Below are 16,267 nucleotides of genomic sequence, written 5' to 3'. Positions count from 1 at the left end.
CCGGGGGGATAACCCCGGACGCGCGCTTGCTCGTTTAAGGCGACTGGTGAACACCCGCGTCATGTCGATTCTTTCCGACCGCTGGATTCGCGAAGCGGCCACCACCCGCGGCATGATCGAACCATTCGTCGAGGCTCAGCGCCGCGAAGGGTGCATCTCCTACGGCCTGTCCTCGTACGGCTACGACGCGCGGGTAGCCGACGAGTTCAAGATCTTCACCAACGTCGATTCGGCGGTGGTCGATCCCAAGGACTTCGCGGCCAACTCGTTCGTGGACCGGAAGACCGATGTCTGCGTGATCCCGCCCAACAGCTTCGCGCTTGCCCGCACGGTCGAATACTTTCGCGTACCTGAGGACGTGCTGGTCATCTGCCTGGGCAAGAGCACCTATGCCCGCTGCGGGATCATCGTGAACGTCACCCCGCTCGAACCGGGCTGGGAAGGCCACGTGACGCTGGAATTCTCCAACACCACCCCGCTGCCGGCGAAAATCTACGCCAACGAGGGAGCATGCCAGTTCCTGTTCCTGCAGGGTAACGAGCGGTGCGAGACGAGCTACCGGGACCGCTCGGGCAAATACATGGGCCAGCGAGGGGTCACGCTCCCCCGGCTGTGACACGAAGCCTGGCGTAGTTCCCGCAGCCGAACCGGGCGCGAGAATCAGCCTTCGCGCCGTTCACGCTCACTCTCCGCGGGCATTCGGGGGGCTGCATCCGCATTCAGGGCGCCGGGCTGCCGCGGGACATCCTCCTTGATGCAATCATCGACCGTCGCCCGCGTCTGCGTCAGACGAGCCAGTCGCGTATCAGGGAGGTCAGGTGTGTCTGGGAGTGTGTGCCGGTGGCGCGCATCGCGTTCTTGATCTGGTTGCGCACCGTATTGATCGAGACCCGGTGCTCCTTGGCAAGTTCGTGCAGGCTCCGTCCGGCAGCCAGGCCCAAGGCGAGCTGGACCTCCCGCTGCGACAGGGGAGACTGCGCCCACGTATCGCTCGACAGGTAGCCGATGAAATGCGGTGGACCCACAGTCACTGCGAGCACTTCACACGCCTTGGCGGGTGGGTGATCGAAATGCACGAACCGCACAACGATGTTGGACTGCTCGGGCATCTGCACTGAAAGTTGCCGTGCACTGATGGAGGCAGCTTCGGCCCCGGCAAAGCACCCGTGTGTCGGGCAGTTCTGTTCTATCATTGCGCCGACGCCCTCCAGCAGCGCGAACGGATAGGGCCCGGTCATCCCGATCAGGTGGCCGTTGGACAGGATTGCCCTGATGCGGTTGGGAAAGATGGTCCCCAGGGCAGTAAAGAGTCGTTCGCTCTCGGTCACGGTTTCCCCCCTTTGGTTCACAGATGCAAAGAAGGGCGGAGTTCGCGCACGACCCCCGCCCTTCCAGCTGCATCAGCGATCAGGTCAGAACCCGATGGTCACACCTGCATTGAGGCTGGCCACGTTGACGTCGCTGCCGGTTGCGAAGCTGCCGCGCAGGAACGCTCCCGAGTTCTTGCCGATATCCGCGAACAGGCCGGCACCGATGGTGAAGAAACCGTCGGGATCGACGCCCTGGAGGCGGAACGGAGTGGTCGGCGCCCCGGTGTAGGCCACGTCGCGGAACGAGTTGTTGTCGCCCTGGAAGCTGTAGGCGAGCGTCAGTTCCGGCCGCAGTGTGGCCATTCCGGTTTCGAAGCTGGTTCCGGCACGCAGACCCAGCGACGGGGTGATGACCGTGTCATCGGCTTCATCGACGATCAGGTTGACCGCTCCGGCGCCTTCTTCGGTGAAGCCGTCGAAGTCGTACTTGCGCAGTTCAACCTGGGCGAACGGAGCAACCCAGCCGCCCCCGAGGTCGAGCATGTACTCGGCCCGCAGGTTACCCCGCAGTTCGGTGCTGTCGAATTCGGCCAGCGCGGTGCGGGACATCGTGGGCATGACCCGCGAAGCCGACCAGTCGCTCCAGCCGTATACCACGTCGGCACCGACCGCGAGGGGACCGAACGCCTGGCGGGCGTAAGCCCCGATCATCCAGGTGTCCGCAGTCGCCTGCAGCAGGTTGTCGCGGGCATCGGCGCTGATCCGGCCGTAGCCGAAGCCCATGCCGAGCTCGCCGTTGCCGGTGGCAACTCCGAACCCGCCCGACATGCCGTAGTTATCGGCATGCAGCTTGTTCGAGCCGACTTCGTCATTGCCGTCGTACTTCACGAAGTCACCCGATGGAGCGAGCCACAGGTTGAACCCGCTGGCGCCCTGCGGAACACGCGAGGTGCTGATGGCGTCGACGAACGGTGCGGTGGTCGAGAGGGTCGTCAGCGAGCCGTAGAACTCGCCCGAGGCCAGATCGTTGAGGGCCAGCGTGACTTCGTCCTTCGTCAGCAGAGTGTCGAAGGCCACGAAGATGTTGGCCAGATCCTGGGCGAGGACGAACTGGTCTCCGGCCAGGCCGATCCCTCCGACAGAGCCGGCGCGGATGCGGGCCACCACGTCAGGCAGCGCCGCGCTGAGCGCCGAGCCTGCCGCGATCGCGTTGTCGTTGTTGCCAACCGTCTCGTAACCCGCGCGGTCGGCGCTGGCGAACACGATGGTCCGGCCGCCGGCAGTGCGGGTGCCCAGGTCGAAGGTCACGAAGTTCGATCCGTTGTTCACCACCACGTCTGCCGTGGCGGAAACCGCTCCCGATACGCTCGCGATATCCACGGTCTGGCCGTCGGTGAACAGGCCGCCGGTCGGGGAGACCAGCTGCACCTTGCCCGCCAGGTTCAGATCGCCGTCGACCGTCAGGAAGCCGGTGCCCAGATCCGTGAAGGCCTGACCGTAGGCATTCTCCGGGGTGGTGAAGAGGCCGGAAGCGAGCCCGATCTGCTGCACTGCCAGCGGGTTGGTCGAGAAACTCACGCTCGAGTAGGCAGGATCGAACACGCGAACCAGGGTGGGCGTCACACCGACGGTGAGAGTACCCGTGCCCGACTGGGTGAAGTCGCCGTTCTGGTAGACCTCGACCCCGTCGATCGCCTGGACCGTCGCGTTGATGCCGAACAGCGGAGCCGGGATGGCGACCCGGCTGCCCAGCACCAGGCCAGCGTTGTTCAGGATATCGCCGCGGATGCCGAACACACCGTCGTCGCTCGCCGTCGCCAGCTGGATTTCTCCGCCGTTGATAGTGAAGACTCCGAGATCCAGCGTGTAGTCGGCGACCCGGTTGGTGTTGGTCACCGGCATGTAGTCCGCGCCGGTGATCAGGAACACGCCCGAACCCGTCTTGTTCAACACGTCGACGCCCAGGACGCGCGCACCGCCGGCATAGGCCGACAGGTCGCCTTCGATGGCGATCTGCGGATCAACGTCGCCGAACGCGTCCTCGAGCTGGGCAAGAGCGGTATCGCCCAGGCCCAGGTAGCCCGAACCGTTGAGGTTCACCGTCGTCGAGGTGAAGCGCTCGCCGGTTTCCTCGTCGTATTCCGCCACCACGCCGCCGCCGGTGACCGATCCCGAGTTGAGGTCGATGACCGCGGTAATGTCGCTCGTCATCACGGTGGGGTCGACGTAGCCGAAGGCTCCGCCAACGTAGACCGTGCCGCCGAGCAGGCCGTTTTGCTCGACCGCGTAACCCCCGCAGCGCGTAGGTGTCCTCCCAGACCTCGCCACCGTGCCCGCGCTTGGCCAGCGCCAGGAGCAGCCCTGCGAGAAGGCGTAGCTGGCGCTGCGCGAGCGCGCCGTCGAAGTGCGCCTCGTCGGACGACCAGCGCGAGGCCGCCGCCTTCTCGCTGCGCTCCCTTTCCTTGCGCAGCAGTCTGGCCATTCCGATCGGCGGCCGCGAGAGATCGCGCGGGGCTACAGCCTTGCCGATCGCTTTCAGCTCGTTCGCGCGAAGCTCGCCGAGATCCTCGGGCACGAGCCGCGAGGCGAACGGACCCTCCTCGGGCATCGGTGCGGCCTCGGATACGTGGCCGCGAAACCGCGGGTCGAGACGCACCCGACCGCTCTCCCCCGGCCCGCGCGCGGGCGGCTTCGGTGGTGCGGTGACAGGGCGGCCCGCGTGCACCCGGTTCCAGTGGCCCTGCGGCGGGGTCGCGATGCCGTGCGCCTTGAGAAGCTTCTTCAGACCGACGTCGCTGATCCCGATCGTCGCGGCGAGCTCGCGCATCGGCGCCGACCAGGCGAACGTGATCACGTCTTCGTGAAGGGCGAGGAAGGTATCGGGTCTCCACATGGGGACGCCCATAAGCCGAGCGACGGCGGGCGCCAGTGCCGAGTGGTGTTATGTTAAGCGGGGTTCGAATCTGCGGGTCCATGGACCCTGCTGGCGAGGGCGACGCGTGCCCGCCACCCCGCGGCGTTACTTCTTGGTACCACGGGGCCGGCGCGCTTGACCAAGCAGGCACCGCACTTAGAAGCCTTTGCCGGGGACGTGCCGACACCACAGCCCCGGCAGCGGCAACGCGCGAGGGGGCTTTTGTTGGCAAGTCAAGCGATCGACGCAGGGCCCGGCTTCCCGCAGTGGACGGAAATCGGGCAAGACAGCGGCCTGGACCCGCTGGGGATGCAGCGCCCGATCGAGGTGCTCTTCCAGTCGCTTCTTCCAGGCATCAGCACGATCACCTTGCGCCTTCGTTATTACTCCTTCTTCACGTGGGCACTCGAAGCGTACGCCAAGACCAACGGCCAGGCGGACCCGCGCGCGTTCAACGTGTTCCATAGGCGAGCCGAGACATTACTGGCCCTGGTATGTGCCCGTAGCGGAAGCGAGCTCGGGGTCACCGGCATAGACTGGGCTAATCGCCAACTCGCGCAAATCGAGGGAGGTCCCGGCTCAAACCAAGTCATCGACTTCGAGGAGGCGGCCGACCCGGACACCGCCCCAGAAGGGCGATACCTGCGAAACAAGGGCGGCGCGTTCGGCGCTATCTACTCGACGCAAATGGCGGAGATGGGCCTCGTCGAGCTCGCCGACGAGGAGATTGGCCTCCCGTTTTGTACTAGCGCGGCCCTTCCCCTCGCGCAGGGGTTCGAAGAGGCAATAGGAGACCGGGCGAGCGAGTTTCTCAGGGTGCTGGATTCCGGGAAGGCATCGATCGCCGAGCTCGACGACCTCTCGGTGTTCCTGCCCTCGAAGATCGAGGCAGGGAGCACAGAGCAGGCCGGCTTGGCTGGTGCACTCCTTGGCCGCCTTGGCCCGCAGTCGAGCGGCAACGCGGCTCGACGGGAAACTCTAAGGCTACTCCTTTCGCGGGCCGGCGCGGCAGGGAAAAGGCCGCGGACCGCCGATCTCAAGTGGGAGTTCTTCGAGCTCGCGGCCCAGCCTGGAGAGGGCCTGTCGAGCGAGGTCTGCGAGGCCTGGGCACTTTACCAGGCATGTGACCTGTGGAGGCTCGCATACGAGTGCTTGCTCACCGCGTCGCTCGTCGCTGTCCGCGGCGGACCGGGCGCCCGGCTATCGGTGCAGGAAGCCGTCGCAAGCCTGCAAGATCAGGCAGGCATGCGGGGCAACGAGAGTTTCAGGGACTTTCTCGCCGACGCCGGCGTTGACCGGGCCCCGAGAGAGCTCGCCGAAGCGATGCTCGCTGCCGAGAAACGGGGCGAGATCGATGAAATGGTGAAGTCCTCCGTGCTGCTCACGGCGCTGCTCTACCGGCGCTCGAAGGAGTTTAGCCCGGAGGTCCTCGAATGGTTGGACGTGGACGACTACTTCCAGTCCCTTGTTTCAGAAGCCCGGTACTACGACGCGCTACTAGACCGCCCGGCAAGCGAGGCTATCGGTCAAATCGCAAGGGAGCGTGTCATCAAGAGGCACCTCTGGGTTGCTTCCCGCAAGCTCCGCAACAAGGCGTACACCTTCCTGCTCGAGCCGGACGAAGGCGTATTGCGATACCGCGAGGGCTTCCGCGTATCGCCCAGCAGCCCGCGCATAGACCAGGCCCTCCAGTTCCTGGCCGATTGCCGGCTGCTAGACGACGGCGGGATCACGCTCCTCGGGACAGAGGAGCTCGCCCGGCCGTGAAGTACTACGACGCCTTCGGGGAGCCCGGTTACCACTCGGCCTTCCTGACCACCTTCGCCTTCTCCGCGCAGGCGTTCGAAGACATCCCGTTTTCGAAACTTAGGGGAGCAGGTTGCCGCAACGTGACGGTACTCGCCGACCAGCGCATGTTGAACTTGAGCCTTGAGGAGTTCGGAACGCCGCGCTTCGCTGGCTCCCTTTATCACTTGGCCAAGGTCGAAGTTCCCGGTGCCTTTCACCCCAAGATTGCCTTGTTGATCGGGGAAAGAACAGGCCGGCTCCTGGTGGGCTCGGCGAATCTCACGGCGCTGGGGCTTGCTGGCAACCGGGAACTCGTAGCGGACCTGGTTTACACGTCCGAAGAACCCTCGTTCGCGCCCCTCTTCCGGCAAGCATTCAACTATATCGCGTCCTATGCACCGCCGGGAGACCCTTGGTTTCCCGTTGCGCGAGAACGGGCGCTGCAGCTTACACCTTGGCTGGAGAGTAACGGCACCGAGACAGGTGCCCCCTCGCGCGAGGACTTGTCTCTCCTCCTCGATCGTCCAGGGGGCTCGATCCTGGACCAAGTAGTCACCGCGATCGGTGACGACGAGATCGAGCGCCTGGTCGTCATGTCTCCTTACTGGGACCAGAAGCTCGAGGGCCTCAAGCGTCTTCGCGAGGTGCTGGGCATGCCTGCTACCGACGTCCTGATTGAGAAAAGCAGGGGAGAGTTCCCGGCTCACAGCTTCGAGAGCGGAGTTGGCATCGAGCTCTACGACGTCGAGGAGGAGGGGCGTGGCCGTTTCAACCACGCGAAGCTCCTTGTCGCCCTTGGCCGAGACTGGGACCACGTGGTCTCGGGAAGCGTGAACTGCACCGTCCCGGCGCTTCTCGGGAGCAGGATTTCCAAGGGCAACGCCGAGGCGGCGATTTACAAGAGAGTAAGACCTGGAACGGCGCTCCACCTGCTCGGACTGGAAGGCCATTTCGAATCAACGCTGGACCCAAGCTCCCTGGCCGAACCGACGAAATCCGCGGTAGTGGCCGATGGGCGAGCGCCTGCCGAGCCCGGCGTCTTCCAGCTGCGCGGGAGCAGGATGTCTTGGGCCCCGCCGTTGGGCATGCTCGAACGGCCAAGGTGCGCCGTCGCTTGCGATAGCACCGGGGCAAGCCCTTGGAATGACCTTGCCATCGGTGGTGTCCAAGAGACCAGCTGGCACCTTGATCTCGCGCTGGGACGCCCGAGGTCCGCCCGCCTGCAATTAGCTGACGGCAGCTTCTCGGCGGTGGCCATGGTCATAGATATCGACGTCCTATTTTCCTCCACGCTTCCGCCGCGCTCTGGAAGAAAGGCGAAGCTCGCCGACCAGCTGTCGAGCGCGACCCACGAGGACCTGGAACTCGTCGGAATCCTCGTCGAACTGGAGACGATCGACCTCGAAGAGATCGGCACGTCGAAAACCAAGTTCAACAAGGGGGGGGCAAAGGACGACGGGGACGGGGTAGCGCGCCCTCACCCCACCTTGACCTACGATGATTTCGTGAAGGCAAGAGAGCGAGCCGAGGCGGCTCGGCATAAGAGCACCTTCCTCCCGCGAGGCCGCGGCAACCGGGCCGCCGATCTCGTCAGTTCATGCCTGAACAGGCTGATTGGCCTCGTGTCACGAGACCTGTCCGAGGAAGAGGACGCGGAGTTCCAGAGGATTGCCTCGCAAGACCCCACCAACAAGGAACCAACTTCGCTAACGGGCCAGGGGCCCGGCGCTAACCGTGCCGTGGAATTGCCGCCTAGGGACGAGAGGCCGGCAAGAACGCGGACGAGGGATTACATCGCTAAGATCGTCGAGGCAGTTGCCGCGTTCGAAGCGCGGGCAAAGGCCCTACGCGGCAAGCCGATCACCACGACCGAGCTCGTTCGGCTAAGGTCGCTCTTGCAGATCATACTCGCCTACACTGAACCCCTCGTCGAAAGCGAGGAAGAGCACGGGATCCTCCCTGTTGCAGACAAGTCCGGCCACGATTGGCCGCGCCTCCTGGGGCGCCTGCTCATGCAGCACTTCGGGACTTTCCTCGCTCTCAAGGACCTCAGGATCGAGGAGACGGAGAACGAGCAACTTCGCGTGCTGGAGTACTTGGCCACGGCTTACTTCGCATCCCAAGCCGCCTTGCAGGCCGTGGAGATCCACCCCCGGGCGGACGTACTCGGTAAGCCCATAGCGAGGTTAGCAGCCGGTATCGGCCAGCAGGTCGCGCTCGTCGTAGGCGGACATGAACATGACCGGGAATACCTCGGCCTCGCGCTGGAGAAGCTCGAGGATCGCTTCTCCAAAGCGCTGGGCATCTCCAGGGTGCCGGGGTTGCCGACTTGGACGTCGTGACAACGAGCGGCACTGTCACCGCGGACGTATACGTACCGCGCTCCCGCATAGTGCGGCGCCCGCTCCAGCTTTGGGGGGCCTACATCGGCGAGGATTGGAATGCCGATAGGGCTGTCAGCCGGACGAGCCTAAACTGCGCAATGCATCAGTCAGGAAAGCCGGCGCCAATGGCCGTTTTGCTGCAGGCTGCTCCCAAGAGCGGCCAGTCTGCAAGCGGCCCAGATGCCGCCGTTCCGCTACGCGCCCATCTACGGACATATGGCTTTTGACCCCATGACACTCAAAACCGTACCACTTGCGCAACGAGTACGGTCGCCGCGAAGGTAGGCAATGCCTAATTGCTATCGGTGGCGGGGAGTAGAATGACCACGACGGTGTCACCGGGCCGCGACGCTTCGATGAGCAGCTTGCCGCCGTGATATTCGGTGATTGTGCGGCTGATCGAGAGCCCCAGCCCTAACCCCGACGCCTTCGCGCTCTGGAAGCCGGTGAACGTATCAACGTCCTGTAGCTGAAACCCGGGCCCATTGTCGCGGACCTCGATGTGCAGCAAATCCTCGGAGGATCGGCTCGCTGTTAACGAAACAAGTCCTCCCTTGGCCGGTGCTGCCTCCAAGGCATTCTTGAGCAAGTTCACCAAGACTTGTTGAAGCTGTATCGGAGCAATTACGGCATCTGGAAGGTCGTCGGCGACTTCCACACATATGGAGTGCGCAGCGTGAAAGCCCGACGCCAAAAGTAACGCTACAGTGTCGGTGACGACCGCCCTGACCGATGCGGTCTTCGAAGTATCAGGCTCGGTTTGCACCATTTTCCTAACACGACGAATTATCTCTCCGGCGTCGTGAATCTGATGCAGAGCCTCTTCCAACCCCAAGACGAGGTTAGAGCGCACCGCTTCCCTTGTATTTCGGACAGATCGCAGCGCCCCTGTCACATAGTTCGATGCCGCGGTGAGTGGCTGATTTAGCTCGTGAGCGAGCGTGCCAGCCATCATGCTCATCGCACCCTGACGGTCCAAATGGGCCACCTGTTTTTCAAGTTCCCAGATCTGATGGGAAGCCGTAATGTCCTGGTCGGTCCCATAAAGCCGGTTGATTTTGCCGTCCGCGCCCAATGATGACACGGCATTGGAGCGCCTGTAGGAGACAGCACCACTGGGTAGGATGACCTTAAACTCGTAAGAGTGAATTCCGCTCTCGTTGAGGAGTGTATTGACGTCCTGTTGAAACTTCTCGCGGCTCTCTGGTGCCAGATAGCAAGAAAACTGGTCGAGTGTGAGCACGTCATCCTGCGGAGACCGTTCATACATCTCGCAAAGCTGGTCCGACCATAGGACGACGCCAGTCTCCAAATCGTACTCCCAATCTCCAATCTTTCCGATTCGCTGCGCCTCCCGCAGCCTGCGCATCGATTCTGCGAGCTCGACAGACTTTCGCTTCCGATTGACCGCCTCCCGCTGGACTGCCCAAGCCATGAAAAGTCCGAAAACACTCATTGCTCCCATCACGCCGAAGTAGCCGAGTGTACGGCGGTGAGCGGCAGAGATAGCAGCAGAGTGAGAGACGCCCGCAGTGACAAACAGGGGGAACCCGCTCAGACGACGATGACTGAAATACCGTACGAGGCCATCGAGAGAACTCGGTCCAAGGTACGTACCATTAGGGTTCTCTTGCTGTTTGCGCATGACTAGCCGCGCACGCACATTCTCTCCGCTGGTGAAGAGGTCACCCTCACGACGCGCTAACGTGATACCGTTCAGATTGATCACCGAGACAAGGTCCGTCTTGTCAAATTTTGTAGGGAGCGGGAAATTGAGAAATTGTTCCGGCCTAAAAATGAGGATGACGAAACCGGCAAGATCACCCTCCTTTAGGATCCTCGAGGTAATAAGGATGTACTTCTCACCTGATGGCCCAATTGCCACTGGATCGCTGATCGCGAGACCCTCATACATCCGTCCCTGAATGTTAGTGGTCGAAAGCTGGGGGGGATCCTCTGGCAGCGCCACGGGCCCTGCGCGGGCAATCAGCTCACCCCGGTGGTCGACGATGGCCACCCCGGCCACCCCCGCAATGCGAATGGCAGGATCTTCTACGTCTGCGATCGTATCCCGTGAAGGCCCGCGGCCAGGATCGGACAAAAGATAAGACTGGCCTAGGTGAAGGCTGGCGAGCGCAGCGACCTGAAGGGTCTTGACGACGTGTTCGTGCAGTAGGGTAGCCCTGTTCTGGGACCTGATAATGGCCGCATCTTCAGCGTCCCGACGCTCCGCAGCGACTTCTGCGAGCACGGCCCCCCAGCCAATAAGCAGCGCGATAATTACAAACAGCCAGACTAAGTGCCTGACCGGCTGCTGCACCGAGCGCGTTAGCTGCATGTCCTTGAGCAGATGATCACTCCATGACGCAACATGACCTTGGGACAGGACTACAACGCGCGTAGCCCCAATACCGATGTCGCTCTAGGTAGGTCAAAGATCGATTGCAGCTCTTCGACCTCCTACGTTGACCTCACCTCGTTGAAGGATAAGGTCGCGTGTGCGGCGACTAGCGCCGTTAATGATAGAAGACCGGTCGCAGGAGCTATCGAATGAACGCCACCCATGTTGCTGAAGCCGTTGACGATCCTGAGCGATCGACGGGGAAGCGAATCCTCTACGTTGTGGACGACAACGCAGAGGTGCGTAAGTCGCTGCATTTCGCCTTGGATTCTTCAGGGGTCATGGTCTGGCCGTTTGCCACGCCCGCAGACTTTCTGGATTCGCTCGCGGACCTAACTCCCGCGCCAATTCTTCTAGATGTTCGGATGCCCGAGATAGACGGCGTCCAACTGCTCCAAATCGTCCGGAGCCGCTTGATCGAGTGGCCAGTCATCATGATGACGGCCCACGGTGATATTCCCATAGCAGTGGCATCAATGAAGCTCGGAGCGCTCGATTTTCTAGAGAAGCCCTTCGCTATCGAGCGCTTGGAGGAAATGCTCGATGCGGCCTACGCCAAGGTCGCAGAAGTGGTAGTGACAACGGACCAGCGAAGCAGGGCGATGACGACTTTTGCGGCTCTGAGCGGCCGGGAGAAGCAGGTTGCGCTTGGCTTAGCTTCCGGAAAAACCAACAAGGATATCTCCAAGAATCTCGATATCAGCGTACGAACGGTAGAAATCCATCGTGCCTCTGCGTTAAGAAAACTAGGTGTAAAGAGCACAGCCGATGCAGTGCGGCTTCTGATCGCCGCTGGCGCAGCGTAACCCACTCCTGCTCTACGCTGCCAATACAGATTTTGGGATTACTATTGGGCCGCAGCATGGATTGCCGCATCTCCCGCTTAGTTTTCTTGGGGCTCGTCCGATCCTGGGCTGTTGACTGAAGTATTGTGTAACGTATCGGCTGCGGACGGTTCACCGAGTTATCGGCACGACAAATTAGAGAGACCCGCAACTTTTCGTCCGATACCATCTATGGGATCTATGGGAGGCGGACACCGGCCAGCCGAAGACTATGCAGGAGAGGTGCATTGGGCGATTCAGGTGAGTCCGCACACTTCAAAAAAATGTACGATAGGGTCTCCACGCTCGCAAAGATTGGCGTTTGGGAGTGCGATCTGACGACGGAGGAGCTGATCTGGACGGACATGGTCTACGACATTTTCGGGATTCCTCGTGGAAACCCGATCAACCGAGAAGATACCCTGCGACTTTACGAACCGAACTCCCGGCAGGAGTTGGAACGCTTGCGTAGCGAAGCGATCGAGCGCGGCACAGGCTTCACACTAGACGTCAGAATACGCCCCCATGCGAGCGAAGTCCGTTGGGTCCGGCTGACAGCAGAAGTGGAACTAGAAGAGGGGAAGCCCGTCCGGATTTTCGGAACCAAGCAGGATATTACGAACGAGAAGGCTGCAAGCGACAAACTGCAATCTATTCAGACGGAGATGATCCACCTGTCTCGCGGCAGTGCGATGGGAGCCATGGCCTCTACGATCGCGCATGAATTAAATCAGCCACTCGCTACGATCTCCAGTTATCTCACCGGAGCGCGGCGCCGAATTCCAAACGAGCATCTGACACCGGATCTCAGTGAATGCTTTGATGGTGCCTTAAACGCTACGCTACGCGCTGCGCAAATTATTCGTTCCGTCCGGGCGGTGCTCGGCAAAAGCGGCAGCAAAAAGCGGGAGGCTGACCTGGAGGAAGTGTTAAGGCAAGCTGCGGATCTTGCCCTCGCCGGCAGCGAAAATGTCTTGATCTCCTGGGATGTTCCTCCAGGCCTCGCCGTCTACGCAGATAGCATTCAAATTCAGCAAGTCCTGATCAATCTGATCCGCAACGCAAGCGAAGCAGTCCAGTCGGGTCCCTGCCAAATTGATATAAAGGCTTGGCCCAAGCACACATTTATCGAAGTCTGCGTGTCTGATAATGGGCCCGGCTTACCGATCGACATAATAGCCGACGCTTTCGAGGGATTTGCCTCGGGGAAATCAGACGGCCTTGGCGTGGGCCTCTCGATCTCTCGCACGATTATCGAGGCGCATGGCGGCCGCATTAGGGCCGAGAACGTGCCGGGTCGGGGCGCGTCGGTATCCTTCACCCTCCCGCAACCGGCCGATACACAGAGTTGATAGCGGCGTAAGTCGGCGCGGACGGCGACGCCGCCAGAGAATGTTAGCATAAGGAGGCAGCGCGAGGGTTTGCGCTGTCAAGGGCGAGGCCAAGACAACGTGACAGTCCGCTGCCGCTAGTGGTCCCTCCTGTTTTTCCGCCGACTAGCGGCGGACTGTCGCCGACGCCCTATTTCGGTCGACTTGATTTTCTAGGTGCCCAGTCAAACACAGGCACCTCGACGCCTCCAGGTCCCAACGGGGCTACATGGAGGCGTCGAAAGTCTACCCTTCCTACCAGCCGCGATATTCGGTTAATTAGCCCGCCGCCTTCGGACGACGACCGCGCTTTTGACCAGGCTTACGGCCCAAGCCAATCTTCACGGCCAGATCACGGCGCGTTTCAGCGTATTCCGGTGCAACCATCGGGTAGTCAGCGGACAGTCCCCACCGCGCGCGGTATTCTGCCGGGGTCATACCGTGTTCGGTCATCAGGTGACGCTTGAGCATTTTCATCTTCTTGCCGTCTTCAAGGCAAACCAAATGATCCCGTTTCACCGAGGCCCGTAACGAGACAGCTGGCTCCGGCAAGACTTCCGCGGTCTCTACGGGGGTGCCAAGATTGCTGAGCGCCTGGTGTACGGTCGCGATGAGACCGGGGACATCGGTCACCCGAACGTCATTATTACTAACATGTGCCGAAACTATGTCTGCGGTCAGCGTGATGAGCATCTCGTTCGTGTCGTTCCGGTTGTCGTTCATTCTGTTGTCCTTGCGATCGAACTAAGAGCCAGCCAATAATGCATCGTGGCAGAGGCGCAAGTCAGGCTTCCTAATGAATCTTGCGAATCTCGGAGGTTAACCTCGCGGCCGTTCCAAGGCGAAACGAGCAGGAAAGTGCTATTCAGCGGCAACGCGATGCACTTGCCAGCGCTTTCAATCACGCGCGTAACCGCTATGAAGACGGTTAAACGTCATATCTCGCGCAGCTCGACGACCAACGCGCTTTGATAAGTGCTGAACTTGCGCTGACACAGGCGCAATCTGACAAGCTGAACGCGATGGTTGCGCTCTACCAGGCACTAGGCGGCGGGTTGGAACCAGGTTCGACTGTAGCGAGACCGCAGTAAAATTAAGCGCAGTGAGCAGCCTTTTGAAATGACAGCTTTTCGCGAATGCTACCTGAAAGCTGCCAGTCCTAGCGGCCCAATTCCGGTCGCTCAGTCGGGACTCGGGGATCGACCGCTATCGGCGTGCTGCTCCATAGGCTCGAATGTCTGACATCGGGGTGGATTGCAGACATTCGCCGCCAAGGTAAGATGTTGCTGTGAGTGTCGATCCATCAGAGATGGTGCGCAAGCTGCTGATCGAGGGTCAGGGAGTGCCGGAGCGAAAGGTGACACCCGATGCTCGGATACTCCACGACTTGGGCGTCGATGGCGACGACGCCAGCGAGATGTTCGAAGCGTTGCACGAGCGGTTCGGCACGGATTTTTCCGAACTGAACCGCCAGTGGCCCATGTTCTTCAACACCGAGGGGGCAAGCCCACGAGCAATTTTGATCGGTATTTTCGCCGTGCTCGTGTGCGGTGGCGCGGCGGGCATGCTCGCTGCCGCGCTGGATTGGCCTACGGTTGCAGCGTGGGCATTGGCGATAGCGTTGTTGGTGTGCGGCGGGTGGTTGTTCTCGCGGTGGTTTGGTCGAGAACTACAGCCTCTAACCGTCGCGGGACTTGCGGAGATCGTTCAAGCGGGCAGTTGGCCATCTGATCCCGCCGATGTCCGCTAAGGCGTCGGTTGCGGACCGGCGGCTTTCAGAATTTCCGGCCCCTAAGCGGACTGGCAACAACCGACCCCATTGCGGACATTGCGTCGTATAGATAGCGATAGACTTGGTTGATCGCATTGCCTCGCCACGGAGTTGCCGATGCCCCATGAAGCCAGCCACGACATATATAACAGCATTGAGTTATCCGCGATCAGCCGCGCGGTTGTCATTCTGACGGAAGCGCAGGGCAAGCACTACTGCTCGGCAGTCTTGTTCATCACGAACGCGGCAGTCATCCAGATGCATACAGAGCTGGATTGCGTGGGGGGGATCGACTTTTTCGTCCTCACTACCCAGCGCCACGACCCTACCCTTCAGGGACAGATTATCGCTTCGTTTGGTGAAGCCGCGACCAAGCTGGAGGTTTCGTCGCCTATATCGCTTATCGCTTCTTTTGACGGGTTCCGAGGGGAGCGACTGCAAAGCCTTTCGGTAAGTTCCTTTACCATCTCAGGTCGGGACGGACAATCTTACACCTTCCTTCCAGACCCGGACCGCTGGGTCGCCGATCAGATGATGCTCGCGGACTAAAGCAATGTCTGCTTACCACCCCAGATCGGTCGTTCCCCCTTCGTCACATCGGCCCTAAGACCTGCCCCTTGATCCGCGAGACCGCGACCGGGAGCAAGTGGGCCGTAAACCGACGGTCTGTTTTGCAACCTGACCGTCGAATTCCCGACCTTTTCGGGCGCGCAGTTCCATATAGAATGCGCTGACCGAATGCGCACTCTGAGAACAAAAGGCGCTGAAATGCGGCCGGGCCCGCCCTATCTTCCTACGAATAGGAGAGCTGCGTAGTGGGACCATATGGAACGGGTGGGGGTGGATTCCGGTTCGAAGACCGTGTCGCCGCCTATTATCTTGCCTCCATACTGACTGAGACTGCCGCGAGGGGCTTGGCGGGGCAGTTCGCCGTTACAGTTCGGACACAACGTGCCGCTCTCGGCGAGCCGCTGGATGATCTCATAATAGATGGACGCCAAGGCTCGAGTGAAAGCCGCCTCAGCTTGCAGTTAAAATCACAAGTCACCTTTACACGCCTAAGTGCCGAATGGGCTGAGACTGTGCGTCGTGCATGGGATACGGTGTCTGGCGAGGGGTTCGATGCGGGGCTGCATCGCGTCGGGATCGCGATTGCAACCTTCAACGCGAAGGCCGATGCCCATTACCGAACGGTGCTTAATTGGGCTCGGGACAGTGATTCCGGCACGGACTTTATACGCCGTATCAGCCTGCCTGATTTCTCTCATGCGATCCGAACCGCGTTTGTGGAAGATGTTAAGGCGATACTCTCAGAACATCTGGGCCAGGAACCGAGCGAACATCAAATCTGGTCGCTCCTTCGAAGCTTGGTGATTTTGCACTTCGACTTCAACGCAGACTCGAGTTCGGGCGACGAATCTCCCCCTTCGCCCGCTTCTTACCGATCCGGCATTTAAGGTCGAATGCATGGGTCTCGCACGCGATTTGATTGCCTACACAGGGCA

General features: G+C 61.0%; 13 protein-coding genes. 8 read left to right on the top strand and 5 right to left on the bottom strand.

Annotation, left to right across the window (positions count from 1 at the left end; translation table 11 throughout):
- Positions 1-61 precede the first annotated feature (61 nt).
- On the top strand, positions 62-616 hold the full coding sequence (gene dcd, locus IEW58_RS00775) for a dCTP deaminase (protein ID WP_188643390.1): 555 nt from the start codon (positions 62-64) through the stop codon (positions 614-616).
- A gap of 169 nt (positions 617-785) precedes the next feature.
- Here the strand turns inward: dcd and IEW58_RS00770 are convergent, their stop codons facing one another.
- The 3 genes from IEW58_RS00770 to IEW58_RS13775 all read right to left on the bottom strand — a co-directional run bounded on the left by IEW58_RS00770 (position 786) and on the right by IEW58_RS13775 (position 4,203).
- The gene (locus tag IEW58_RS00770) at positions 786-1,328 is read right to left on the bottom strand and encodes a helix-turn-helix transcriptional regulator (protein WP_188643389.1); all 543 of its coding nucleotides are present in this window, start codon (positions 1,326-1,328) and stop codon (positions 786-788) included.
- A gap of 84 nt (positions 1,329-1,412) precedes the next feature.
- Positions 1,413-3,212 (bottom strand): autotransporter family protein, encoded by a 1,800-nt coding sequence (locus tag IEW58_RS00765; RefSeq protein ID WP_229658604.1) that lies wholly within the window; start codon positions 3,210-3,212, stop codon positions 1,413-1,415.
- Positions 3,213-3,330: 118 nt separating this feature from the next.
- Positions 3,331-4,203 (bottom strand): hypothetical protein, encoded by an 873-nt coding sequence (locus tag IEW58_RS13775; protein WP_229658358.1) that lies wholly within the window; start codon positions 4,201-4,203, stop codon positions 3,331-3,333.
- Between the two features lie 246 nt (positions 4,204-4,449).
- On the opposite strand from IEW58_RS13775, the gene IEW58_RS00760 reads away from it, so the two are divergent.
- Both IEW58_RS00760 and IEW58_RS00755 read left to right on the top strand, forming a co-directional pair.
- Positions 4,450-5,991 carry a hypothetical protein gene (locus IEW58_RS00760; RefSeq protein WP_188643387.1) on the top strand — a complete coding sequence of 514 codons (1,542 nt, stop codon included), beginning with the start codon at positions 4,450-4,452 and terminating at the stop codon, positions 5,989-5,991.
- A complete protein-coding gene (locus tag IEW58_RS00755; RefSeq protein ID WP_188643386.1) occupies positions 5,988-8,354 on the top strand; it encodes a phospholipase D-like domain-containing protein in 2,367 nt (788 codons plus the stop codon). The genes IEW58_RS00760 and IEW58_RS00755 overlap by 4 nt, the downstream gene beginning before the upstream one ends.
- 334 nt (positions 8,355-8,688) lie before the next feature.
- Here IEW58_RS00755 and IEW58_RS00750 read toward each other — a convergent pair whose 3' ends face one another.
- Complete coding sequence (locus IEW58_RS00750) at positions 8,689-10,734, bottom strand: ATP-binding protein (RefSeq protein WP_188643385.1); 2,046 nt, start codon at positions 10,732-10,734, stop codon at positions 8,689-8,691.
- Between the two features lie 212 nt (positions 10,735-10,946).
- On the opposite strand from IEW58_RS00750, the gene IEW58_RS00745 reads away from it, so the two are divergent.
- Together IEW58_RS00745 and IEW58_RS00740 are read left to right on the top strand one after the other, a co-directional pair.
- Positions 10,947-11,603 carry a response regulator transcription factor gene (locus IEW58_RS00745; RefSeq protein ID WP_188643384.1) on the top strand — a complete coding sequence of 219 codons (657 nt, stop codon included), beginning with the start codon at positions 10,947-10,949 and terminating at the stop codon, positions 11,601-11,603.
- Between the two features lie 266 nt (positions 11,604-11,869).
- A complete protein-coding gene (locus IEW58_RS00740) occupies positions 11,870-12,973 on the top strand; it encodes a sensor histidine kinase (protein ID WP_188643383.1) in 1,104 nt (367 codons plus the stop codon).
- Between the two features lie 297 nt (positions 12,974-13,270).
- On the opposite strand, the gene IEW58_RS00735 is transcribed toward IEW58_RS00740, so the two are convergent.
- Positions 13,271-13,714 (bottom strand): Ros/MucR family transcriptional regulator, encoded by a 444-nt coding sequence (locus IEW58_RS00735; protein ID WP_188643382.1) that lies wholly within the window; start codon positions 13,712-13,714, stop codon positions 13,271-13,273.
- A 586-nt stretch (positions 13,715-14,300) separates the two neighbouring features.
- Here IEW58_RS00735 and IEW58_RS00730 point away from each other — a divergent pair.
- The 3 genes from IEW58_RS00730 (at position 14,301) to IEW58_RS00720 (ending at position 16,219) form a co-directional block, all read left to right on the top strand.
- Positions 14,301-14,741, top strand: coding sequence for a hypothetical protein (locus IEW58_RS00730; RefSeq protein ID WP_188643381.1), 441 nt, complete (start codon positions 14,301-14,303; stop codon positions 14,739-14,741).
- 138 nt (positions 14,742-14,879) lie between these two features.
- The gene (locus IEW58_RS00725) at positions 14,880-15,311 is read left to right on the top strand and encodes a hypothetical protein (protein ID WP_188643380.1); all 432 of its coding nucleotides are present in this window, start codon (positions 14,880-14,882) and stop codon (positions 15,309-15,311) included.
- Between the two features lie 365 nt (positions 15,312-15,676).
- Positions 15,677-16,219 carry a hypothetical protein gene (locus tag IEW58_RS00720; protein WP_188643379.1) on the top strand — a complete coding sequence of 181 codons (543 nt, stop codon included), beginning with the start codon at positions 15,677-15,679 and terminating at the stop codon, positions 16,217-16,219.
- Positions 16,220-16,267: the final 48 nt, after the last annotated feature.

The organism is Tsuneonella deserti (assembly GCF_014644315.1).
Taxonomy (GTDB): domain Bacteria; phylum Pseudomonadota; class Alphaproteobacteria; order Sphingomonadales; family Sphingomonadaceae; genus Tsuneonella; species Tsuneonella deserti.
The sequence above is the reverse complement of the archived record's forward strand: the minus strand, read 5'-3'. Positions and strand labels throughout refer to the sequence as shown.

Excerpts from the sequence above, each read along its gene's own strand:
- IEW58_RS00765 (WP_229658604.1), bottom strand. The coding sequence starts at position 3,212 with ATGCCGGTGACCAACACCAACCGGGTCGCCGACTACACGCTGGATCTC.
- dcd (WP_188643390.1), top strand. The coding sequence starts at position 62 with ATGTCGATTCTTTCCGACCGCTGGATTCGCGAAGCGGCCACCACCCGC.
- IEW58_RS00725 (WP_188643380.1), top strand. The coding sequence starts at position 14,880 with ATGCCCCATGAAGCCAGCCACGACATATATAACAGCATTGAGTTATCC.
- IEW58_RS00735 (WP_188643382.1), bottom strand. The coding sequence starts at position 13,714 with ATGAACGACAACCGGAACGACACGAACGAGATGCTCATCACGCTGACC.
- IEW58_RS13775 (WP_229658358.1), bottom strand. The coding sequence starts at position 4,203 with ATGTGGAGACCCGATACCTTCCTCGCCCTTCACGAAGACGTGATCACG.
- IEW58_RS00730 (WP_188643381.1), top strand. The coding sequence starts at position 14,301 with ATGGTGCGCAAGCTGCTGATCGAGGGTCAGGGAGTGCCGGAGCGAAAG.
- IEW58_RS00745 (WP_188643384.1), top strand. The coding sequence starts at position 10,947 with ATGAACGCCACCCATGTTGCTGAAGCCGTTGACGATCCTGAGCGATCG.
- IEW58_RS00750 (WP_188643385.1), bottom strand. The coding sequence starts at position 10,734 with ATGCAGCTAACGCGCTCGGTGCAGCAGCCGGTCAGGCACTTAGTCTGG.